Origin of the sequence: Pseudomonas sp. REB1044, from assembly GCF_038813925.1 — a bacterium.
Classification (GTDB): Bacteria; Pseudomonadota; Gammaproteobacteria; order Pseudomonadales; family Pseudomonadaceae; genus Aquipseudomonas; species Aquipseudomonas boreofloridensis.
The window spans coordinates 1,418,287-1,438,933 of the sequence record NZ_CP046139.1; the positions used below are offsets into that span (position 1 = coordinate 1,418,287).

A 20,647-nucleotide genomic window follows, 5' to 3' on the forward strand; every position below is an offset into this window, starting at 1 on the left:
CTCCTTGGCGTTGAGCGGATCAGCGAGGCGTGTCGAGGCCGGCGGCTATAGCTTCGCTGGCTGGGAAGTTGAGTTCGAGGGTCACGCCGGAGGGGTCTTCGACGAACAGTTGATGCAGACCCAGGCTGGGAACCAGACGATCGCGCCAACGGTGACCGGCTGCCTTCAGTCGCTGGTGGAAGCCCTGCAGGTCGGTGGCCAGGAAGGCGATATGGTCCAGGGTTCCGGTACCTTCTGCCTGATCGCTTGCTCCGCCTAGATAGTCCAACAGACCGTGTGGATTGTCGGCGTCGATACCGATGATGTGCACCACGCCGAATTGCTGTTCGTCGTCCCCCAGGTACAGCCATACGCCTGGAAAATCGAACGGCGGGCGATAGCCCTCGCGCAGCCCCATCACGTCGATGTAGAACCGTCTGGAGGCTTGGAGGTCGGTGGTGCGAATCGAATAGTGAGCCAGTGTGTGCAAGGCCATGACGGGTGTCTCCGAAAAGGGCGCCGACCGCTGCAGTTACCTGAATCGGCAAGCGTTGGCGTGTAGCGGGTTCAGGGGTGGAAGGGATAGTCGGTGTAGCCGCAGGCGTCGCCGCCGAAGAATGACTCTGGGCTAGGTGCGTTCAAGGCGAGTCCCTCGCGGATGCGCCGTGGCAGATCAGGGTTGGCCAGGAACGCCCGGCCGAAGGCGATCATGTCGGCGCGCCCGCTGGCCAAAGCCTGCTCGGCGCTTTGCGGGTCATAACCGCCGGCGACGATAAGTGTCCCCAGCCATGACTCGCGCATGAGTGACATCATGTTGTCCCAGGCAGGGTCGTGCTCCTCTGCCCGGGTAGTTCCCACTACGGCGGGCTCTACCAGATGCAGGTAGGCCAGCGGCCAGCGGTTGAGTTGACGCGCGGCGTAGGTGAAGGTGGCTTCGGGCGTTTCGTCGCCCATGCCCATGAAACGCCCCATGGGCGTCATGCGTACGCCGACCCGCTCGGCGCCAATCTCGCCAACGACCGCCTCGACGACCTCTAGCAGAAGCCGCACGCGCGAAACGATGCTGCCGCCATAGCGGTCATTGCGCTGATTGCTGCTGCTATTGATGAACTGGTCGAGCAGGTAGCCGTTACCGGCATGGATCTCTACGCCGTCCATTCCGGCACGCAAGGCATTGCGTGCGGCGACGCGATAGTCGTGGATGATGGCGGCGATCTCCTCGATCGTCAGTTCGCGTGGCACGGGAATCTCGGCCCAGGTTCCATTGCCGTTGGCGTCGAGGATGAATGTCTGGCCGGGCACCGGTAGGGCGCTGGGACCAACCGGACGGCCGTTGTACGGTTGAAAGCAGGGATGGGACACGCGCCCCACATGCCAGAGCTGCATGAAGATCAGCCCCTGCTCCTGGTGAACGGCTTGGCTCACCGCACGCCAGCAGTGGACCTGCTTTTCTGTGTAGATGCCCGGGGTCCAGGCATAGCCCTGGCCCTGCTGCGAAATTTGCGTGGCTTCGGTGATGAGTAGCGCCGCACTGGCTCGCTGACGATAGTACTCAACGTTGAGTGGGCCTGGCGCCGCTGTGTGTCGATCAGCCCGGGAGCGCGTGAGCGGGGCCATGGCGATGCGGTGGGGGAGCGTGAACGGGCCAAGTTGCAAAGGGCGTAATAGATGCTGGGTCACGGTAGCGATCTCTGGGGTGTCACAGCAGGGATTTGCCCGAATCCGCGAGCGCAGACCGAGCGCTTTTTATGACTCCACGCTAATTGAATGCAGGTTTACTGATAATCCAGGTATTGGGCTAAGAATCTTTGCGTTTTTTGCGTAGAATGTCGGCCTGCTTATTGCGTGAGCGCTTGGCCGTGGCGGATTCAAAGACCGTCGCGATAAGGCTAAAACCGCTACTGGGACCAAAACCCAGCCAAGTCTCTGATTTGGCAGGCTCTATTTCCTTGCCCGATTGTGCCGCCCGTCCGCCAGGTATAGACTTTGCACACTTTCACCAAAGGTCCCCTTTGGTCCTCGCGACCGCCAGCCAGCATGAAACCGATCCAGTTGCCCCTGGGTGTGCGCCTGCGCGATGACGCCACCTTCATCAACTATTATCCGGGCGCCAATGCCGCAGCATTGGGCTATGTCGAGCGGCTGTGCGAAGCGGACGCCGGCTGGACCGAGAGTCTCATCTATCTGTGGGGCAAGCAGGGGGCAGGGCGCACGCACCTTTTGCAGGCTGCCACTCACCGCTTCCAGCAACTCGGCGAGCCGGCGGTGTACCTGCCGCTGGCGCAATTGCTCGAGCGTGGCGTGGAGTTGCTCGATCACCTGGAGCAGTACGAGTTGGTGTGCATCGACGACCTGCATGTGATCGCCGGCAAGGCCGATTGGGAAGAGGCGATGTTCCACCTGTTCAATCGCTTGCGCGACAGCGGCAGGCGTCTTTTGCTGGCGGCTTCCAGTTCGCCGCGCGAGCTGCCGATCAAACTGGCCGATCTCAAATCGCGACTCACCTTGGCGCTGGTGTTCCAGATGCGCGCCTTGTCCGACGAAGACAAGCTGCGCGCTCTGCAATTGCGTGCCTCGCGGCGCGGTCTGCACCTGACTGACGAAGTCGGACACTTCATTCTGACCCGTGGCACGCGCAGCATGAGTGCGTTGTTCGATCTGCTCGAACGTCTCGATCAGGCCTCCTTGCAGGCCCAGCGCAAGCTGACCATCCCCTTCCTTAAAGAGACGCTTGGCTGGTAGTTCTAGAGGTCGCCGACGCCTTAGAACACAGAAGTCACATTTTCTTCGATAAAATTTGCAAATGATTCCGATAGAAGGCATAGTTTCCCCCTTCCAACGGATTCCAGACACGGTCGTGCCCATGCTGAAGCGCTTCGCACCCCTCGTGCCCCTCGCACTCGTGACCCTGCTTTTTGGCTGCGCGGCCCAAGGCCCAGTTTCCCAGCCCCAGGATCGCCCCTCGGTGACCGCGCAGAGCGCGGCCAAAGCCAAGGCTTCGCACTCGTCGGTGTTCGACGAGGAAGACCTGGCCACCGAAGAAGACCTCCAGGCCTTTTCCCGCAATAGCAAACCCTACGAGCTCCCGGTGCTGGCTGACAGCATTCTCGAGCGTGGCATGGCGCTGATCGGCACCCGCTATCGCTTCGGTGGCACTTCGGAGCAGTCCGGTTTCGATTGCAGCGGCTTCATCGGCTACCTGTTCCGCGAAGAGGCGGGCATGAACCTGCCGCGCTCCACCCGCGAGATGATCAACGTTGACGCCCCTAAAGTGGCGCGCAACAAGCTCAAGCCAGGCGACCTGCTGTTCTTCAGCACCAATGGCCGTGGCCGTGTCAGCCACGCTGGCATCTACCTGGGCGACAACCAGTTCATCCACTCCAGCAGCCGCCGCAGCGGTGGCGTGCGCATCGACAGCCTCGGTGATCGCTACTGGAGCAAAACCTTCCTCGAAGCCAAGCGCGCCTTGGCCATGGCACCGACCACCACGTTGTCACGAAACTAATAGCATTTTGCTGTACTCTCAACACGGCGACTGGCTGAAAAGCGAGTCGCCGTGCGCATTTACGAATAGCGTCTAATCTAAATTCTCAACTCTTTCATCGGCTGCGGCCGATCGGTTTCAGACAGGTTCTGACCCATGGCGATCATGACGCGCTTCGCATTCCTCTCGATGGTGGCTCTGCTCGCCGCCTGTTCCAGCCGTGCTCCCACTCCGCCACCCGCCGTCAAGCCGCCGGTGGTCTTCGTCGATCAACCGTCCTCTTCGCCTGTGGCCGACGATGTGCTGATCCGTGCCATCGGTCTGGTGGGCACACCCTACCGCTGGGGCGGCAATACCCCGGACTCGGGCTTCGATTGCAGTGGTCTGATCGGCTATGTGTATCGCGATGCGGCAAACATCAGCCTGCCGCGTTCGACCCGCGAGATGATCGTCATGCGCGCGCCGACTGTGAACATCAACGCGCTGCAGTCGGGCGATCTGGTGTTCTTCGCCACCGCGGGCGGTTCCCGGGTGAGCCATGCCGGCATCTATGTGGGCGAGGGGCGGTTCGTGCATGCGCCGTCCAGCGGTGGCACCGTGCGCCTGGACTACCTGTCCAACAGCTACTGGTCCAGGGCCTACCTGCAGGCCAAACGAGTGCTCAATCCCTCGGGCCATCTGGCACAGAATCCCTAGCGGGCGGACGTGGGGCCGCTGACCGGCCCCTAGTGCTTCACGCCTGCTTGATCAACACCGCCACACCCGGGTGATACTGCCCTGCTTCGTTGTGCAGCTTGCGATAAGCGTAAGGGAAGTACCAGGCGATGGCGCAGGCCGTGTGCTTGCTCAGGTCGTCGACCATGTCCTGCAACTCTTCCGGGCTGGCATGCTGGCCGGCCTTCCACGGACTGATGAACAGAGCCCCCGCCTTGAACTGGCTGGGGTAGACCGACAGGCGCGCCAGTGCGGCGGTTTCTTGCAGGGCGGTGGCGAGGTCCAGTCGGGCGATCTTTGGCCAACGCTGCGCGGTAATCAAATGCAGGGATTGTTCGGCATCGGCGATGCACAGGTCGCAACGTCCCTCGCGGTCACCTTCGTCACGTTGTTTCTTGCCCTGATACTGCTGCAGCGTGACACGCTCGGCCTGCCAGGCGGCAGCGGCCAGCAGGCCGGCATTGGCCTGGGCGCCATGCCAGTAGGGGGCGTCGCTTTCACCGTGGATCTGATTGAAGCGGTCGATGCATTCGACCCAGCGCTCGAATACCGGTCGCAGGAACTCCAGGTGCGGGTTGTGGATGATCAAGCCTTGCATGACGCGTTCTCCTTTTATTTATGATCGCGTTCAGCCGATTGATGGCTATGTGATATCACTTCCTTGTTCTTCAGACAAGCGCCCTGAAGAGTCGTTCGCCATCCGTGTTCAATTGACGCTCCCGGTGCAACCCTCTAACCTTCGCCGCGTGTTTCAGGTGCTCTGCGGACAGCCTCCGGCAGAGTGAAACTGGGAAGCCGGTGGGCGCCGCAGGGCGCGAGTCCGGCGCTGCCCCCGCAACGGTAGGTGAGTCAAGGCCGCGCATGGCCACTGGGCAGAGTCCGGGAAGGCGCGCGGTTTCGGGCCAGAGCCCAACTCATGAGCCCGGAGACCGGCCTGTCACTGCCAACGGCATCACGGAGGGTGATGCGCGCGGTCCCGTGGTCTGTCCGCGGCCATTGCGTGCTCCCGTCTGCGCCTGCCTGCCTTGATTACCTGTCGCTGCCTGGTGCCCACCCGCGAGTGCCCGACCGGCGCGTCGACAGCTTGCGGAGTACCCACATGAGCGAATCCCCGAACGCGACGAACGCCACCTGGCGCGCATGCAGCGCAAGAAGGCGGTGATCGACGAACGCATCGCCAACTCCCCCAACGAATGCGGCCTGCTGCTGGTGCTCACCGGCAACGGCAAGGGCAAGAGCAGTTCGGCGTTCGGCATGCTCGCCCGTGCCATGGGCCACGGCATGCAGTGCGGTGTTGTGCAGTTCATTAAGGGCCGTAACAGCACCGGCGAAGAGCTGTTCTTCCGGCGGTTCCCCGAGCAGGTGCGTTATCACGTGATGGGTGAGGGCTTCACTTGGGAAACCCAAGACCGTCAGCGTGACATCGCTGCCGCCGAAGCCGCCTGGGAGGTGTCACGCGCGCTGCTGCAAGACCCTGGCGTGCAGTTCGTGGTGCTCGATGAACTCAACATCGCCCTCAAGCACGGCTATCTGGAGCTGGATCAGGTCCTGTCCGATATCCAGGCACGGCCACCGATGCAGCATGTCATCGTCACCGGCCGCGGCGCCAAGCCGGAAATGATCGAACTGGCCGATACCGTCACCGAGATGGGTATGCTCAAGCACGCCTTCCAGGCCGGAATCCGCGCGCAAAAGGGCGTCGAGCTGTGACCTCAGGCACTCGGCAATGCCCGGCGGTGCTGATCGCAGCCCCTGCCTCCGGCCAGGGCAAGACCACCGTCACCGCCGCCCTGGCGCGTCTGCATCGCAACCTTGGACGCCGGGTTCGAGTGTTCAAGTGCGGGCCTGACTTTCTTGATCCTATGATCCACGAGCGGGCCAGCGGCGCGCCGGTGTACCAGTTGGACATGTGGATGATCGGCGAGGCCGAAAGCCGTCGCCTGTTGTGGGAGGCGGCTGCCGATGCCGACCTGATCCTGATCGAAGGTGTGATGGGCCTGTTCGACGGCACGCCCTCGAGCGCCGATCTGGCGCGGCATTTCGGCGTGCCGGTGCTGGCGGTGATCGACGGCACTGCCATGGCCCAGACCTTTGGCGCCCTGGCCTTGGGTCTGGCGCGCTATCAGCCCGACCTGCCGTTTGCCGGCGTGTTGGCCAACCGCGTAGGCAGCCTGCGCCACGCGCAACTGCTCGAAGGCAGCCTGACCGAAGGCCTGCGTTGGTACGGTGGGCTTTCCCGCGAGCGCGGCATCGAGCTGCCCAGCCGTCATCTGGGGCTGGTCCAGGCCAGCGAGCTGAACGACCTGGACGCACGCCTGGATGCCGCTGCCGAGGCGTTGGGCGCCAGTTGCGATGCAGCCCTGCCGCCACCGGTGAGTTTCGTCAAACCGCCAGCCCAGCGGCGGCAGGCCAGCTTGGCCGGCGTGCGCATCGGCGTGGCCCGCGACGAGGCTTTCGCCTTCCTCTATGGCGCCAACCTTGATTTACTGCGCGACCAGGGCGCCGAACTGGTGTTCTTTTCGCCGCTGCATGATAGCCAGTTGCCGGTGGTCGACAGTCTGTATCTGCCGGGTGGCTACCCCGAGCTCCATCACCTTGCCCTGGCGGCCAACACGCCGATGTGCCAGGCGATCCGTGCCCATCATGCGCAGGGCAAGCCGTTGCTCGCCGAATGTGGTGGCATGCTTTATCTACTCCAGGCCTTGACCGACGTGTCCGGCGAGCGCGTCGAGCTGCTCGGCCTGCTGCCCGGCGAAGCGGTGATGCAGAAGCGTCTGGCCGCACTGGCGCTGCAGACAGTCGAGTTGCCCGAGGGTGCGCTGCGTGGCCACACCTACCATCACTCGCTGACCAGCACCGACCTGGTTCCCATCGCCCGGGGCCAGAGTCCCAACGGCGGACGCGGCAACGAAGCAGTCTATCGACAGGGCCGGCTGACGGCCTCTTACGTGCACTTCTATTTTCCTTCCAATCCAGAGGCGGCGGCGGCGCTGTTGCGACCATGAACCCACATGCCTTCAGTGCGGCCGAGCGCGCGGCGGTCTATCGCGTCATTGGCGAGCGTCGCGACATGCGTCACTTCATCGGCGGCGAGGTGGCGCCGACGCTGCTCGCCCGGCTGCTGGCGGCCGCGCATCAGGCACCCAGTGTCGGTCTGATGCAGCCGTGGCGTTTCATCCGCATCAGCCAGCCCACGCTGCGCGCGCGCATCCAGGCACTGGTGGAGCAGGAGCGAGTGCTCACCGCCGAGGCGCTCGGCGAGCGCTCCGACGACTTCATGAAACTCAAGGTCGAGGGCATCGGCGAGTGCGCTGAAGTGCTGGTCGCGGCCTTGATGGATCAGCGCGAGCCGCACATCTTTGGCCGTCGCACGCTGCCGGAAATGGACTTGGCCTCCATCGCCTGCGCCATCCAGAACCTGTGGCTGGCTGCACGCGCCGAGGGGCTGGGCATGGGCTGGGTGTCGCTGTTCGACCCGCAGGCGCTGGCCGAACTGCTGGGCATGCCGGCCGGTGCCCAGCCGGTGGCCGTGCTGTGCCTGGGCCCGGTGGCGCAGTTCTACGAGGCGCCGATGCTGGTGCTGGAGGACTGGGCCCGCGAACGCCCGCTGAGCGAGATGCTCTACGAGAACCAGTGGGGGACGCCGGCATGAGCATCGCCTTGCTGACCGTGGCGGGCGTCGCGCTGGACGCGCTGCTGGGCGAGCCGCAGCGACGCCATCCATTGGTGGCCTTCGGCAACTTCGCCGCCCGTTTGGAGCAGCGCCTGAACGCCGGCGGACGAGGGTGGCGCAGCCATGGGGTCAGCGCCTGGTTCCTGGCGGTGGTGCCGCTGACCCTGCTGGCGCTGATCCTGTCCTGGCTGCCGGTCATCGGCTGGTTGGTGGAAGCCTTGGCATTGTACTGCGCGCTGGGCATGCGCAGCCTGGGCGAGCACGTGCTGCCAGTGGCCCAGGCCCTGCGCCAGGGTGACCTGGACGAAGCGCGGCGGCGCGTGGGCTACCTGGTCAGCCGGGAAACCGCCGAGCTGGATGCTCCCGCCGTGGCCCGCGCCGCCACCGAATCGGTGCTGGAAAATGGCAGTGACGCGGTGTTCGCCGCGCTGTTCTGGTTTGTCGTGGCCGGTGCGCCCGGTGTGGTGCTGTATCGCCTGAGCAATACCCTGGATGCCATGTGGGGCTACCGCACGGCGCGCTTCGAGCGCTTTGGCTGGGCGGCGGCGCGCATCGACGATGCCCTGAACTATGTGCCCGCTCGTTTGGTGGCGCTGACCTACGCGCTGCTCGGCAAGACCCGTCTGGCGCTGCGCTGCTGGCGCAACCAGGCGCCGCACTGGGACAGCCCCAATGCTGGCCCGGTGATGGCCGCCGGCGCCGGCGCCCTGGATGTCGAGCTGGGTGGCCCGGCGGTGTATCACGGCGAGCTGCACGACCGTGCGCGGCTGGGTGAAGGGCTGGCGGCCGACGCCGACGCCATCGAGCGTGGCTGGAGCTTGGTGCAGCGCGGTGTCTGGCTGTGGTTGCTGGTGATCTGCCTGGGAGCCTGGCTGTATGCTTGAACACGGTGGACGTTTGTTGCGCGCGGTGCGCGAATACGGCATTGCGCGTCAGGACTGGCTCGACCTGTCCAGCGGCATCGCGCCATGGTCATTCCCCATTCCTGAAGTACCGGCGCAGGCCTGGGCGCGGCTGCCTGAAGTCGAGGACGGCTTGGAGCAGGCGGCGCGCAGCTACTACGGCGTGGCGCAACTGCTTGCCGTGGCCGGTTCGCAGGCAGCGATCCAGGCGCTGCCGCAACTGCGCCCGCGAGGTCGGGTCGGCGTGCTCTGGCCCTGTTACGCCGAGCATCCGCAGGCTTGGCGCCAGGCCGGACATCGCCTGCTGGAGCTCGACGAAACCCAGGTCGAGGACGCCCTGGACAGCCTCGATGTGCTGGTGCTGGTCAACCCCAACAACCCGACCGGACGCTGTGTGTCGCGCGAGCAGTTGCTCGACTGGCATGCGCGTCTGGCCCGGCGCGGCGGTTGGCTGGTGGTGGACGAAGCGTTCATGGACAACACGCCGGCCCTCAGCGTGGTCGATCAAGCCGGGCGCGCCGGACTGATCGTGTTGCGCTCGTTCGGCAAATTCTTCGGCCTGGCCGGTGTGCGGCTGGGTTTCGTGATGGCCGAAGCACCACTGCTGCAAGCACTGGCCCACGCGTTGGGGCCTTGGACGGTCAGTGGCCCGGCCCGTATCGTCGGCCAGGCCTGCCTGGACGACGTCGAGCAGCAACGGGCGCAGATCGAGCGCTGTGCTCAGGCCAGCGCGCGACTCGCCACGCTGCTCGAGGGCTGCGCGTTGCCGGTCAGCGGCGGTTGCGACCTGTTCCAGTACCTGCGCCATCCATGCGCCGCGCAGTTGCAGGACTTCCTCGCCCGTCGCGGTATTCTCGTGCGCCTGTTCGAGACGCCCTCGGCGCTGCGCTTCGGCTTGCCTGGCGATGCGGCGGACGAACAGCGCCTGCGTCAGGCCTTGCAGGCTTATCACAAGGAATCGGCATGACGACCCTCATGGTGCAAGGCACCACTTCCGATGCTGGCAAGAGCACCTTGGTCACCGCGCTGTGCCGCTGGCTGCTGCGCCAGGGCATCGCCGTGGTCCCCTTCAAGCCACAGAACATGGCCCTCAACAGCGCCGTGACCGCCGACGGCGGCGAGATCGGCCGGGCCCAGGCCGTCCAAGCCCAGGCCTGCAACCTGGCGCCGCACACCGACATGAACCCGGTGCTGCTCAAGCCCAACAGCGATACCGGCGCGCAGGTGATCGTCCATGGCCGCGCGGTGACCAGCATGAACGCGGTCGCCTACCACGACTACAAAGCCATCGCCTTGCAAGCGGTACTGGCTTCGCACCAACGCCTGAGTGCGGCCTATCCCGTGGTAATGGTCGAAGGTGCCGGCTCGCCGGCCGAGATCAACCTGCGGGCCGGCGACATCGCCAACATGGGCTTCGCCGAGGCGGTGGACTGCCCAGTGATTCTGGTCGCCGACATCAACCGCGGCGGGGTCTTCGCCCATTTGGTCGGCACCTTGGAACTGCTTTCGCCGAGCGAGCAGGCGCGGGTGAAAGGGTTCGTCATCAACCGCTTTCGCGGTGACATCGCCTTGTTGCAGCCGGGGCTGGACTGGTTGGAGCAGCGCACTGGCAAGCCGGTACTGGGGGTGTTGCCCTACGTCACCGACCTGCACTTGGAAGCCGAGGACGGCATCGATCGACGCCAGTCGACCAAGGGCGATCGGCTGCTCAAGGTGATCGTGCCGGTACTGCCGCGCATCAGCAATCACACCGACTTCGACCCGTTGCGCCTGCACCCGCAGGTGGACGTGCAGTTCATCGGCCCCGGCCAACCGATTCCGCCGGCCGACCTGATCATCCTGCCCGGCTCCAAGAGCGTACGTGGCGACCTCGCCCAGTTGCGCGCGCGTGGCTGGGAGCGCGCCATCGCCCGTCATCTGCGCTACGGCGGCAAGCTGATCGGCATCTGTGGCGGCTTGCAGATGCTCGGCCGGCACGTGCACGATCCGCTGGGCCTGGAAGGTCCGGCCGGGAGCAGCGAAGGCCTGGGTTTGTTCGACTACGCGACGGTGCTGGAAGCCGACAAGCAGTTGCGCAACGTCAGCGGCGTGCTGAGCCTGGAGCAGGCGGCGGTGAGCGGCTACGAGATCCATGCCGGCGTCACCCAGGGCCCGGCGCTGGAGCGGCCTGCACTACGGCTGGCCGATGGCCGCGCCGACGGTGCCCTGAGTGCCGACGGGCAGATCCTGGCGACCTACCTGCATGGCCTGTTCGAGGGCAGCGATTCGTGCGCGGCGTTGCTGCGCTGGGCCGGGCTCGAGGCGGTCGAGCGCGTCGACTACCACGCCTTGCGCGAGCGCGACATCGAGCGTCTAGCCGACCTGGTCGAACAGCATTTGGATACTGCGCATCTGCGTGCACTGTGTGGAGTCGCCTGACATGCGTAACCTGATTCTCGGCGGTGCCCGCTCGGGCAAGAGTCGCCTGGCCGAACAACTGGCCGTGGCCAGCGGCCTGCCGGTCACCTACATCGCCACCAGCGAGCCGCTGGACGGCGAGATGAACGAGCGCGTGCGCCTGCACCGCGAGCGTCGCCCGGCCGACTGGGGGCTGATCGAGGAGCCTCTGGCGCTGGCGCAGGTGTTGCGCGCCGAGGCCGCCGAAGGGCGCTGTCTGCTGGTGGACTGCCTGACCCTGTGGCTAACCAATCTGCTGATGCTCGACGATGCCCAGCGCCTGGCTCAGGAGCGTGACGCCCTGCTCGATGGCCTTGCCAGTCTGCCGGGCACGTTGATTCTGGTCAGCAACGAAAGCGGCCTGGGTGTAGTGCCCATGGGCGAGCTGACTCGTCGTTACGTCGACCTGGCCGGCTGGCTGCACCAGGCCGTGGCCGAGCGCTGCGAGCGTGTCGTGCTCACGGTCGCTGGCCTTCCTCTCACGCTTAAAGGACCTGCTCTATGACTTCCTCCTGGTGGCTCGATGCCTGCCATCCCCTCGACTCTGACGCCATGGAGCAGGCGCGCGCCCGTCAGCAGCAATTGACCAAGCCGGCCGGCTCGCTGGGCCAACTGGAAACCTTGGCGGTCACCCTGGCCGGTCTCCAAGGCTGCGAGCGGCCGAGCCTGGAACACGTGGCAATCAGCCTCTTCGCCGGTGACCATGGTGTGGTGGAGGAGGGCATCTCCGCCTATCCCCAGGCCGTGACCGGGCAGATGCTGCGAAACTTCGTCGGGGGAGGCGCGGCGATCAGCGTACTGGCGCGCGAACTGCGCGCGACGCTGGAGGTGATCGACCTGGGCACTGTCGATCCCACCCTGCACCTACCGGGCGTGCATCACCTGCGCCTGGGCGTTGGTACGGCCAACTTTGCCCGCCAGCCGGCGATGAGCGAGGCGCAATTGCAGGCGGCATTAGGCGCCGGCCGCGACAGCGCCCTGCGCGCTGCCAAGCAGGGCGCCCAGTTGTTCATCGGTGGCGAGATGGGCATCGGCAACACCACGGCCGCGGCAGCCGTGGCCAGCGCCTTGCTGGGCTGCGCGGCCAACCTGTTGAGCGGGCCGGGTACAGGCTTGGACAGCGCAGGCGTGCAACACAAAGCCGAGGTGATCCAGCGCGCGCTGGCGCTGCATGCGCTGTCTGGCGATGAGCCGTTGCGTGTCTTGGCCTGCGTCGGCGGCTTCGAGATCGCGGCATTGACTGGAGCCTACATGGCCTGTGCCCAGCAGGGCGTGGCGGTGCTGGTGGACGGCTTCATCTGCAGTGTCGCCGCACTGGTAGCCGTGCGCCTCAACCCGCAATGCCAGCCGTGGCTGCTGTTCGCCCATCAGGGCGCGGAGCCAGGTCACCGCGCCGTGCTCGAAGCACTGCAGGCCCAGCCGCTGCTGGCCCTCGGTCTACGCCTGGGGGAAGGCAGCGGTGCGGCGCTGGCGGTGCCGCTGATGCGCCTGGCATGCGCGCTGCACGGGCAGATGGCGACTTTCGCCGAAGCGGCCGTGGCGGATCGCCCGGCATGATCCTCGACCTGCTGCGCCATGGCGAAACCGAATGCGGTGGTGGGCTGCGTGGCAGCCTGGACGATGCCCTGACCGCCCAGGGCTGGGCGCAGATGCGCGCAGCGGTGAGCGAGGGTGGTCCCTGGGACGTGCTGGTCAGCTCGCCCTTGCAGCGCTGCGCACGCTTCGCCGAGGAACTGGGCGAGCGCCTGGCGCTGCCGGTGCAGGTGGAGGCGGGGGTGCGCGAATTGCATTTCGGCGAGTGGGAGGGGCGCAGCGCGGCGCAGATCATGCAGACCGAAGCCGATTTGCTCGGGCGTTTCTGGGCCGATCCCTATGCCTGCACCCCGCCCGGCGGTGAGCCGGTCAGCCATTTCGCCGAGCGCGTGCAGCGCAGCGTCGAGCAGTTGGCGGGTCGATATACGGGGCAGCGTGTGCTGCTGGTGACCCATGGCGGCGTCATGCGCCTGCTGTTGGCGCGCGCCCGCGGCTTGCCACGCGAGCAGCTGCTGCAGGTCGAGGTCGGGCACGGAGCGTTGCGGCGTCTGGACGTGGCGGCCGACGGCCAGTTGACGGAGCGGGCGTGATGCTGCCGTTCTGGATTGCCTTGCAGTTTTTGAGCAGCCTGCCGGTGACGCTGGCGGGCATGCCCGAGCCGCGGCAGATGGGACGTTCGCTGCTGTTCTACCCTGCAGTCGGGGCGTTGTTCGGCGTGTTGCTGTGGGCGGCCAGCGCGTTGTTGCACAGCACGCCGGCGCCGCTGCAGGCTGCCTTGCTGCTAGCGCTCTGGGTGCTGCTCAGTGGCGCGCTGCACCTCGATGGTCTGGCCGACAGCGCCGACGCCTGGCTGGGCGGCTTCGGCGATCGCGAGCGCACCTTGCAGATCATGAAGGATCCGCGCAGCGGGCCGATCGCTGTGGTCACGCTGATGCTGGTGCTGCTGCTCAAGTTCTGTGCCCTGTGGGTGCTGGTCGAGCGGGGAGCGGCTGCCTGGCTGATGCTGGCGCCGATCTTGGGGCGCACGGCCTTGCTCGGGCTGTTCCTGTGCACGCCTTATGTGCGGGCTGGTGGTCTGGGGGCGGCCTTGGCGGAACACCTGCCTAGGCGCGCGGCGCGCGGAGTGCTAGCGGGAAGCGTGGCCGTCTGTGTAGTGCTCGGTGGCTGGACGGCGATAGGGGTGGCCCTGCTGGCGCTACTGGTGTTCGTCGGGCTGCGTCGGCAGATGTGCCGGCGTCTGGGCGGCACCACGGGCGATACCGCTGGGGCTCTGCTGGAGTTGATCGAGTTGGCCGTCGTAGTCGGTTTGGCGCTGGCGGGCTGATCGGTCTGGAGGCGTCAGTTCGGAATCGCCCTTCATGCATAGCAGATACTTCCCGTGATTAGCGAGGCTAGGCTCGGTGCTCTTCGACTCATCAGGACACCCGCCATGCGTGACCGACTGCTCGCCAGCTTGCTGGCCCTGACCCCGCTTCCGGCGTTGGCCGCCGATCTGATCGCGTTCTGGGACGAACCGCGCCACGGCGCCAACAGCTTCAATCGACTGCCGCCGGATCAAGCCTATTTCGACGCCTTGAAAGGCTACGGTGCGTCCTGGGTGCGGTTGTCCTATGACAAGTGGCAGCCCGCAGGAAGGGATTTCCTGCTGGGAGATGCCGATGAGTACGCGGGTTTGGCTCAGGCCGATCTGCAGACCTTGGTGGCGGTGCTGGATCGTGCGCATCGCTCGGGCCTGAAAGTGGTCATCGCGCCCTTGTCGTTGCCGGGCATGCGCTGGGCGCAGAACAACCAGGACCAATTTGACGATCGTCTGTGGCAGGACAAGCGCTACTGGGAGCAATCCGCCGCTTTTTGGCGCGATCTGGCCAAGGCGCTGAAGGATCATCCCGCGGTGGCTGCATTCAATCTGGTCAATGAGCCGGCCCCTGAAAAGCGCGGCGGTCTGGCCGAGCATGCGGCGCTGGCTGACATGCAGCGCTGGTATGACCAAGTCCAAGGCAGTGCCAGGGATCTGCCCGCGTTGTCGGCCACGCTACTGGAGGCTATCCGCACCGTGGACGACAAGACGCCGGTGATGGTCGACGCTGGCTGGTACGCGGCGGCCGACGCTTTTGGCTACTGGCCCGCGCCGTTGGCAGATAGTCGGGTGCTGTACAGCGTGCACATGTACGAACCTTATGTGGCCACGTACGCGCCGAGTATCACAGGCGACCGTGCGTACGCCTATCCCGGCACCGTACCCTTCGCTGCGGGGACCGAGCGCTGGGACAAGCACCGCGTAGCCGACTACCTTCAGCAGCCCGTACGCTGGGCGCAGCAGCATGAGTTGCCGGTATCACGACTGGTGGTGGGCGAGTTTGGCTGCATGCGCCGCTTGGCGGGCTGTGGCGCTTACCTGGAGGACGTGCTGGCGGCGCTCGATCGCTATCGCCTGCATTGGGCGTTTTATGCCTTTCGCGAAGATGCCTGGGATGGAATGGACTACGAGCTGGGCACGGACAAAGTGTCGTGGCGTTACTGGCAGGCAGTCGAGGAGGGTAAGCCGGACCCGTTATCGCGACACCCGGGGCCATTGTTCCAGCCGATCCTGCAGCGCCTGAGCCCAGGGCCTCAATAGAAAACGCTTGCACACCCCGATCAGTCGGTATAAACGCTTGAGGCTGATACAGGGCGCTCACGTTGTATCGTTGGGCTGCACAGCGCGGCGCACGACGACCTCGACGAATCGGCATTAGACCTCGGCGCCCGCCTTTCGTGATACCTGGAGATAACAACAATGACTTCCCTCTGGCGAACCAGTGGCTGGGTGCTGTTTGGCGCTGCGTTGATCCTGGCACTGTCGCTTGGCGTGCGCCACGGTTTCGGTTTGTTCCTGGCGCCGATGAGCACCGACTTCGGCTGGGGCCGTGAAGTCTTCGCCTTCGCCATTGCCTTGCAGAACCTGATCTGGGGCTTGGCTCAGCCTTTCGCCGGTGCCTTGGCCGACCGCCTGGGCGCGACGCGCGTGGTGATCATCGGTGGCATTCTCTATGCCCTGGGGCTGGTGCTGATGGGTATGGCCGACTCGCTGTGGTCGTTGTCGCTCAGCGCGGGGCTGCTGATCGGTATCGGTCTTTCGGGCACCTCGTTCTCGGTGATCCTTGGCGTGGTGGGCCGCGCGGTAGCCCCTCAGCAGCGCAGCCTGGCCATGGGCATCGCCAGCGCGGCGGGATCGTTCGGTCAGTTCGTCATGCTGCCCGGCACTCTTGGCCTGATCCAATGGTTGGGCTGGTCGGCGGCGCTGCTGGTGCTGGGTTTGCTGGTGGCGTTGATCGTGCCCTTGGTCAGTATGCTGCGTGATCGTCCGCTGCCTCGTCTGGATGGCGAACAGACCTTGGGTCAGGCACTGCGCGAGGCCTGCTCGCATTCGGGCTTCTGGCTACTGGCGCTGGGCTTCTTCGTCTGCGGGTTCCAGGTGGTGTTCATCGGCGTTCATCTGCCGGCCTATCTGGTCGACCAGCATCTGCCGGCAAGTACCGGGACTACGGTGCTGGCGCTGGTCGGGCTGTTCAATATCGTGGGCACCTACACGGCCGGTTGGCTCGGCGGGCGGCTGTCCAAGCCGCGTCTGCTGACCAGTCTTTATCTGCTCAGGGCCGTGGTCATCGGGTTGTTCCTGCTGGCGCCGGTGACTACGTTCAGCGCTTACCTGTTCGGTATTGCCATGGGATTGCTGTGGCTGTCGACGGTGCCGCTGACCAATGGCACCGTGGCGACTGTGTTTGGGGTCCGCAACCTGTCCATGCTCGGCGGCATCGTGTTCCTGTTCCATCAACTGGGGGCATTCCTGGGAGGCTGGATGGGGGGTGTGGTGTACGACCGCATGGGCAGCTACGACCTGGTCTGGCAGATTTCCATCCTGCTCAGTGTGCTGGCGGCGGCGCTCAATTGGCCGGTGCGCGAGCGGCCGGTCGCGCGTCTGCAGGAGGCTGCGGCGTGAGGCGTTGTGGCTTGCGTGGCTGGCTAGCAGCGGGAGCCCTGTTGTTACTGGCGTTGGCGTGGTGGGGCTGGCAGCGCGGGGGACTGGCGCTCATGCAATTGGGCATGGGAGTCTGTTAGGCGCTAACCTGCTAGGTTAACGAAACGTCTTGCAGGAGTAACAGACTATGCGCCTTCGCTGGCTTACAGTGCCTCTGGTTTTTGCGGCTGTCGCCTCCAGTTGGGCGGCCGACTGTCCAGCGTTGTTGCAGGGTAGCCTGCCGGAATTGCGGGGCAAGGGACAGGTGGATCTTTGCCAGCGCTACGCGGGCAAGCCGCTGGTGGTGATCAATACGGCCAGCTATTGCGGGTTTGCTCCGCAGTTCGAAGGATTGGAGGCGACCTATAAGGCCTATCATGAACAGGGTTTGGAAATGCTGGGAGTGCCCTCCAATGATTTCAAACAGGAAGACGCTGATAGCGAGAAAACGGCCAAGGTGTGTTATGCCAACTATGGCGTGACCTTTACCATGACCAAGACTCAGGCGGTGCGTGGGGATGATGCCATTCCGCTATTTGCTGAGTTGGCCAGGCAGAGTAGTGCGCCGAAGTGGAATTTCTATAAGTATGTGGTGGATCGTCGGGGGAAGGTGATTGGGCAGTTTTCCAGTCTGACTAAACCGGATGATCCGGCGTTTGTTGGGGCTATTGAGAAGGCGATTGGGTCTAGGCCTTAGTTTGGGTTTTGGGTTTTGGGTTTTGGTTTTGGGTGAATATCCGTTGGCGGGAGAGTGTCAGATTTTTTGTGTGCGGGCCGATAACGGCCTGCCGTCAGGCTGGCCATGCTTTTACCAGGTCGGCCTGATAAATCGATCTCCGTACAGCATCGCGAATTGATTCATCGCATTTTTCCAGTCATGGGCCGCTGAGCCCCAGTTTGCCGTGATGTTCCGCAGCCCCAGCCAGATCAGCTTGGTGGCGGCCTCATCCGTTGGGAAGTGACCACGCGTTTTGATGATCTTGCGTAGCTGGGCGTTGATGCTTTCGATCGCGTTGGTCGTATAGATCACTTTTCGAATGCCTGACGGGAAGACAAAGAATGGAATCACTCGATCCCAGGCTCTTCTCCATGCCGCAACTACCGTTGGGTACTGTTTGCCCCAAGGGCCGTTTTCAAAGGCATCCAGTGCCTGCTCAGCCGCCTCGGCGTTGATGGCCTGATAGATCGGCTTGAGCGCTTTGGCCAGATCACGACGCTTATCCCACGCTGCATAATCGAGACTGTTGCGGATCAAGTGGACGATGCATGTTTGCAGCGTGGTGGCCGGAAACACGGCGCTTAGCGCCTCTGGCATCCCTTTGAGGCCGTCGGTGACGGCGATCAGCACATCCTCAACGCCGCGCGTCTTAAGGTCATTGAAGACCTTCATCCAGAACTTCGCACCTTCGGTATTTTCGATCCAGATCCCGAGAATATCGCGCGTCCCATCGGGTAGAACGCCCAGCGCCAAGTAAATCGCTTTGTTGCGCACAAGCCCTTCTTCGCGAATCTTGACTCGCAGTGCATCAAAGAAAATGACCGGGTACATCGGCTCCAGCGGCCGCTGTTGCCACGCGCCGATTTCCTCCATCACCTCGGCCGTGACCGAACTGATGAAGTCATGCGAAACATCCGTTCCGTACTGTTCAGAGAGGAATGCGCGAATTTCCCGAACGGTCATGCCTCGGGCATACATGGCGATGATCTTGTCATCGAAGCCGGTGTAACGGCGTTCATGCTTGGGAATCAGGATGGGCGCAAAACTACCGTCTCGATCACGGGGGATATCCAGCCGCAGCGGCCCCTCTCCAGTCAGAACCGTCTTGCCAGTCCTGCCATTGCGCTGATTGGTTTCATCCTCTGGGCGCTGCGCGCCCGGCGGATAGCCCAGATGGTGACTGAGCTCGGCGTTCAAGGCTCGTTCGATGAGCGCCTTCTTGAATGCCGCAGAGGCGTCTTCGATAGCCTCCGCAGTCATCAGGCCCTCACCGAACTGCTCAAGCAGCTCCTTGGGGATTTTTGGTAGGTCACGCAGGGGTTTCTTCTTGGTTGGCATACATGCACCTCTTGCTCATGTTATGCCCGAACACAAAATTTCTGACATACCCGTTGGCGGTGGTGAGGCTTAGTCACCTTTTCGCCTTTACGGCGACCCCCTTTTTTTCTTGGAAAAAAGGGGGGCAAAAACCGCTTGCTCCCGCATACGGCCCCTTCGGGGTTCCCTCGCGCCGGTGGCACTCCGGGGGTACCGCGCTTAGGGGGCATCCATGGCCCCAAGCGCTTGACGGGCATCCATGCCCGTCAACCCCCTCCATGCCACCTCTGCTCGGCCTCCTGAGGTCGCGATGGGCGGCGTCTTTACGATTGCGCGCTTAGAAGCAGGGCGGTGGGGCAGATGTTCTGGAGCGCTGCGCGATCAAACCGCCGTTGCCGTTGCTTTTGATCCTAGTGCGCGGTAGCTCAGCCACCGCCCATCGCGACCTCAGGAGGCCGAGCAGAGGCGTTGCGCAGGGAGGTGACGGGGATGGATGCCCGAAAGAAAAAACCGCCACAAGGGCGGTCTTCTCACAACCTCAAAACCCCAATCAGAACCGATAAGTCAGCGAAGCACCAATCCCGTGAGCGCTGTTCTCATACTTGGCCTGATAGCTCCCTTTGGTCCGGCTGGCCAGGTTCACCTTGGTGTCTTCCTCCCACAGGTAGGAATACGCCACATCGATGGTCACGTCGTCGGTTGGGCTGTAACCCGCCCCCAGGCTGAAGATCTTGCGATCGCCGGTAGGGATGCGCGGCGAACGATCCTGATTGTTGGTCGGCGACTGGTCGACGGTAAAGCCAGTACGCAAGGTCCATTCCTTGTTGACCTTGTAGGAAGCACCCACAGCATGCGCCCAGGTGTCGTGCCAGTTCTGCTCTTCGCTGATGGTGCCGAATTGAGCTGCCAGTGGAGCAGGCACTTCGTTGTTGACGGTGATGTCTTTCAGACGGCTCCAACGGGTCCAAGTGCTGCCCGCGTAGAGAGTCCACTGGTCGTCAAGCTCGTGAGTAACCGAGAAGTCCACCGACTCAGGCGTTTTGATCTTGAGCTCGGCGTCGAACTTGCTTCCGCTGAATGGCCCGATTAACGCGTTGTTGACCTTGGTCTTGCCTTCGAGCTTGTAGTCGACCATCGAGTGGTAGGTCAGGCCCAGGCGGGTGCGGTCAGTGGCTTGTACCATCACACCGATGTTGTAGCCGACCGCCGTGTCGTCACCCTTGATCTTGACTTCGCCATCGTTGCGGCCAGGCGTGAAGGGGTTGATGGTGTTGGACCCCAATTCACCCTTGATGCGGTTGATGGTCGGACCGAAGCCGATGGACACCTTGTCGTTGAAGGCATAGCTGATGGTCGGCTGGAAGGTCACCACTTCGACGTGGCTCTTCTTGCCCCAATAGCGCGCAGCGTCGTCGCTGCCGTAGTCGGTCACCAGGCCGAAGGGCACGTAGACGCCGAAGCCCACGCTCCAGTGATCGTCGAGCGGCTTGACGTAGTAACCCATCGGCACACCGACCACCGGCACCATGTCACCGTCGGTTTCCCCACCCAGGTTGCTGCCGCGGCCGGAAATATCGGATTTGGCGATGACTGCCGCGCCCCCTACGGTGACCTGTTCGCGCTTGAGGCGCGACATGCCGGCAGGGTTACCGTAAATGGTGCTGGCGTCGTCAGCAGCCGAAGAACGACCCGCGAAACCTGTCCCCATACCACTGACGCTTTGCTCGTTGAGCGCGAAACCGCTGGCGAAGAGTTGGCTAGAGGCGACCGCGATTGCGACGCCGAGGGAGGTTTTGAGCATGACTGTTTTCATTATTAGAACTCCTTGGGATCTCCGGGGCCAAAAGCTACCAACAAATCGCGAAGTACGCCATAGGCTGTATACGCGGAGATA

General features: G+C 64.0%; 21 protein-coding genes and 1 riboswitch. Of the genes, 16 read left to right on the forward strand and 5 right to left on the reverse strand.

Annotation, left to right across the window (positions count from 1 at the left end; all coding sequences use genetic code 11):
• Positions 1 to 19: 19 nt before the first annotated feature.
• Together GKC70_RS06635 and GKC70_RS06640 are read right to left on the reverse strand one after the other, a co-directional pair.
• Positions 20 to 475: a VOC family protein gene (locus tag GKC70_RS06635; protein ID WP_342650821.1), complete on the reverse strand. Its 456-nt coding sequence runs from the start codon at positions 473 to 475 to the stop codon at positions 20 to 22.
• Between the two features lie 71 nt (positions 476 to 546).
• The gene (locus GKC70_RS06640) at positions 547 to 1,659 is read right to left on the reverse strand and encodes an alkene reductase (protein WP_342650822.1); all 1,113 of its coding nucleotides are present in this window, start codon (positions 1,657 to 1,659) and stop codon (positions 547 to 549) included.
• Between the two features lie 357 nt (positions 1,660 to 2,016).
• On the opposite strand from GKC70_RS06640, the gene hda reads away from it, so the two are divergent.
• The 3 genes from hda (at position 2,017) to GKC70_RS06655 (ending at position 4,159) form a co-directional block, all read left to right on the forward strand.
• Positions 2,017 to 2,721, forward strand: coding sequence for a DnaA regulatory inactivator Hda (gene hda, locus GKC70_RS06645; protein WP_304483539.1), 705 nt, complete (start codon positions 2,017 to 2,019; stop codon positions 2,719 to 2,721).
• 121 nt (positions 2,722 to 2,842) lie between these two features.
• Positions 2,843 to 3,484: a C40 family peptidase gene (locus tag GKC70_RS06650; RefSeq protein ID WP_039579442.1), complete on the forward strand. Its 642-nt coding sequence runs from the start codon at positions 2,843 to 2,845 to the stop codon at positions 3,482 to 3,484.
• A 135-nt stretch (positions 3,485 to 3,619) separates the two neighbouring features.
• Positions 3,620 to 4,159, forward strand: coding sequence for a C40 family peptidase (locus tag GKC70_RS06655; RefSeq protein ID WP_304483537.1), 540 nt, complete (start codon positions 3,620 to 3,622; stop codon positions 4,157 to 4,159).
• Between the two features lie 37 nt (positions 4,160 to 4,196).
• On the opposite strand, the gene GKC70_RS06660 is transcribed toward GKC70_RS06655, so the two are convergent.
• Positions 4,197 to 4,775, reverse strand: coding sequence for a hypothetical protein (locus GKC70_RS06660; protein WP_342650823.1), 579 nt, complete (start codon positions 4,773 to 4,775; stop codon positions 4,197 to 4,199).
• 138 nt (positions 4,776 to 4,913) lie between these two features.
• Positions 4,914 to 5,130: riboswitch (cobalamin riboswitch) on the forward strand.
• Between the two features lie 187 nt (positions 5,131 to 5,317).
• Between GKC70_RS06660 and cobO the strand changes: the two genes are divergently transcribed.
• From cobO to GKC70_RS06725, 13 genes are all read left to right on the forward strand, one after another.
• A complete protein-coding gene (cobO, locus tag GKC70_RS06665) occupies positions 5,318 to 5,887 on the forward strand; it encodes a cob(I)yrinic acid a,c-diamide adenosyltransferase (RefSeq protein WP_342650824.1) in 570 nt (189 codons plus the stop codon).
• Positions 5,884 to 7,182, forward strand: coding sequence for a cobyrinate a,c-diamide synthase (locus GKC70_RS06670; RefSeq protein WP_342650825.1), 1,299 nt, complete (start codon positions 5,884 to 5,886; stop codon positions 7,180 to 7,182). The genes cobO and GKC70_RS06670 overlap by 4 nt, the downstream gene beginning before the upstream one ends.
• Complete coding sequence (bluB, locus tag GKC70_RS06675; RefSeq protein WP_029611859.1) at positions 7,179 to 7,829, forward strand: 5,6-dimethylbenzimidazole synthase; 651 nt, start codon at positions 7,179 to 7,181, stop codon at positions 7,827 to 7,829. The genes GKC70_RS06670 and bluB overlap by 4 nt, the downstream gene beginning before the upstream one ends.
• Positions 7,826 to 8,734: an adenosylcobinamide-phosphate synthase CbiB gene (cbiB, locus tag GKC70_RS06680; RefSeq protein ID WP_342650826.1), complete on the forward strand. Its 909-nt coding sequence runs from the start codon at positions 7,826 to 7,828 to the stop codon at positions 8,732 to 8,734. The genes bluB and cbiB overlap by 4 nt, the downstream gene beginning before the upstream one ends.
• Complete coding sequence (gene cobD, locus GKC70_RS06685; RefSeq protein WP_342650827.1) at positions 8,727 to 9,719, forward strand: threonine-phosphate decarboxylase CobD; 993 nt, start codon at positions 8,727 to 8,729, stop codon at positions 9,717 to 9,719. Before cbiB ends, cobD begins: the two co-directional genes overlap by 8 nt.
• On the forward strand, positions 9,716 to 11,170 hold the full coding sequence (locus tag GKC70_RS06690) for a cobyric acid synthase (RefSeq protein ID WP_342650828.1): 1,455 nt from the start codon (positions 9,716 to 9,718) through the stop codon (positions 11,168 to 11,170). Before cobD ends, GKC70_RS06690 begins: the two co-directional genes overlap by 4 nt.
• Before the next feature lies 1 nt (position 11,171).
• A complete protein-coding gene (cobU, locus tag GKC70_RS06695) occupies positions 11,172 to 11,693 on the forward strand; it encodes a bifunctional adenosylcobinamide kinase/adenosylcobinamide-phosphate guanylyltransferase (RefSeq protein ID WP_029611855.1) in 522 nt (173 codons plus the stop codon).
• Positions 11,690 to 12,745 (forward strand): nicotinate-nucleotide--dimethylbenzimidazole phosphoribosyltransferase, encoded by a 1,056-nt coding sequence (gene cobT / locus GKC70_RS06700; RefSeq protein WP_342650829.1) that lies wholly within the window; start codon positions 11,690 to 11,692, stop codon positions 12,743 to 12,745. The genes cobU and cobT overlap by 4 nt, the downstream gene beginning before the upstream one ends.
• Complete coding sequence (gene cobC / locus GKC70_RS06705; RefSeq protein WP_342650830.1) at positions 12,742 to 13,311, forward strand: alpha-ribazole phosphatase family protein; 570 nt, start codon at positions 12,742 to 12,744, stop codon at positions 13,309 to 13,311. The genes cobT and cobC overlap by 4 nt, the downstream gene beginning before the upstream one ends.
• Positions 13,311 to 14,045: an adenosylcobinamide-GDP ribazoletransferase gene (locus tag GKC70_RS06710; protein WP_342650831.1), complete on the forward strand. Its 735-nt coding sequence runs from the start codon at positions 13,311 to 13,313 to the stop codon at positions 14,043 to 14,045. Before cobC ends, GKC70_RS06710 begins: the two co-directional genes overlap by 1 nt.
• A 105-nt stretch (positions 14,046 to 14,150) precedes the next feature.
• Complete coding sequence (locus GKC70_RS06715) at positions 14,151 to 15,338, forward strand: cellulase family glycosylhydrolase (protein ID WP_342650832.1); 1,188 nt, start codon at positions 14,151 to 14,153, stop codon at positions 15,336 to 15,338.
• A gap of 159 nt (positions 15,339 to 15,497) precedes the next feature.
• Positions 15,498 to 16,700, forward strand: a complete 1,203-nt coding sequence (locus tag GKC70_RS06720) for an MFS transporter (protein WP_342650833.1) — start codon at positions 15,498 to 15,500, stop codon at positions 16,698 to 16,700.
• A gap of 166 nt (positions 16,701 to 16,866) precedes the next feature.
• A complete protein-coding gene (locus tag GKC70_RS06725) occupies positions 16,867 to 17,415 on the forward strand; it encodes a glutathione peroxidase (RefSeq protein WP_342650834.1) in 549 nt (182 codons plus the stop codon).
• A 111-nt stretch (positions 17,416 to 17,526) separates the two neighbouring features.
• On the opposite strand, the gene GKC70_RS06730 is transcribed toward GKC70_RS06725, so the two are convergent.
• Positions 17,527 to 18,774 (reverse strand): IS256 family transposase, encoded by a 1,248-nt coding sequence (locus GKC70_RS06730; RefSeq protein ID WP_342650835.1) that lies wholly within the window; start codon positions 18,772 to 18,774, stop codon positions 17,527 to 17,529.
• 529 nt (positions 18,775 to 19,303) lie between these two features.
• Positions 19,304 to 20,566, reverse strand: coding sequence for an outer membrane protein transport protein (locus GKC70_RS06735; RefSeq protein WP_342650836.1), 1,263 nt, complete (start codon positions 20,564 to 20,566; stop codon positions 19,304 to 19,306).
• Positions 20,567 to 20,647 lie beyond the last annotated feature (81 nt).

Excerpts from the sequence above, each read along its gene's own strand:
- GKC70_RS06635 (WP_342650821.1), bottom strand. The coding sequence starts at position 475 with ATGGCCTTGCACACACTGGCTCACTATTCGATTCGCACCACCGACCTC.
- hda (WP_304483539.1), top strand. The coding sequence starts at position 2,017 with ATGAAACCGATCCAGTTGCCCCTGGGTGTGCGCCTGCGCGATGACGCC.
- GKC70_RS06650 (WP_039579442.1), top strand. The coding sequence starts at position 2,843 with ATGCTGAAGCGCTTCGCACCCCTCGTGCCCCTCGCACTCGTGACCCTG.
- GKC70_RS06655 (WP_304483537.1), top strand. The coding sequence starts at position 3,620 with ATGGCGATCATGACGCGCTTCGCATTCCTCTCGATGGTGGCTCTGCTC.
- GKC70_RS06660 (WP_342650823.1), bottom strand. The coding sequence starts at position 4,775 with ATGCAAGGCTTGATCATCCACAACCCGCACCTGGAGTTCCTGCGACCG.
- cobO (WP_342650824.1), top strand. The coding sequence starts at position 5,318 with ATGCAGCGCAAGAAGGCGGTGATCGACGAACGCATCGCCAACTCCCCC.
- bluB (WP_029611859.1), top strand. The coding sequence starts at position 7,179 with ATGAACCCACATGCCTTCAGTGCGGCCGAGCGCGCGGCGGTCTATCGC.
- cbiB (WP_342650826.1), top strand. The coding sequence starts at position 7,826 with ATGAGCATCGCCTTGCTGACCGTGGCGGGCGTCGCGCTGGACGCGCTG.
- cobD (WP_342650827.1), top strand. The coding sequence starts at position 8,727 with ATGCTTGAACACGGTGGACGTTTGTTGCGCGCGGTGCGCGAATACGGC.
- GKC70_RS06690 (WP_342650828.1), top strand. The coding sequence starts at position 9,716 with ATGACGACCCTCATGGTGCAAGGCACCACTTCCGATGCTGGCAAGAGC.
- cobU (WP_029611855.1), top strand. The coding sequence starts at position 11,172 with ATGCGTAACCTGATTCTCGGCGGTGCCCGCTCGGGCAAGAGTCGCCTG.
- cobT (WP_342650829.1), top strand. The coding sequence starts at position 11,690 with ATGACTTCCTCCTGGTGGCTCGATGCCTGCCATCCCCTCGACTCTGAC.
- cobC (WP_342650830.1), top strand. The coding sequence starts at position 12,742 with ATGATCCTCGACCTGCTGCGCCATGGCGAAACCGAATGCGGTGGTGGG.
- GKC70_RS06710 (WP_342650831.1), top strand. The coding sequence starts at position 13,311 with ATGCTGCCGTTCTGGATTGCCTTGCAGTTTTTGAGCAGCCTGCCGGTG.
- GKC70_RS06715 (WP_342650832.1), top strand. The coding sequence starts at position 14,151 with ATGCGTGACCGACTGCTCGCCAGCTTGCTGGCCCTGACCCCGCTTCCG.
- GKC70_RS06720 (WP_342650833.1), top strand. The coding sequence starts at position 15,498 with ATGACTTCCCTCTGGCGAACCAGTGGCTGGGTGCTGTTTGGCGCTGCG.
- GKC70_RS06725 (WP_342650834.1), top strand. The coding sequence starts at position 16,867 with ATGCGCCTTCGCTGGCTTACAGTGCCTCTGGTTTTTGCGGCTGTCGCC.
- GKC70_RS06730 (WP_342650835.1), bottom strand. The coding sequence starts at position 18,774 with ATGCCAACCAAGAAGAAACCCCTGCGTGACCTACCAAAAATCCCCAAG.
- GKC70_RS06735 (WP_342650836.1), bottom strand. The coding sequence starts at position 20,566 with ATGAAAACAGTCATGCTCAAAACCTCCCTCGGCGTCGCAATCGCGGTC.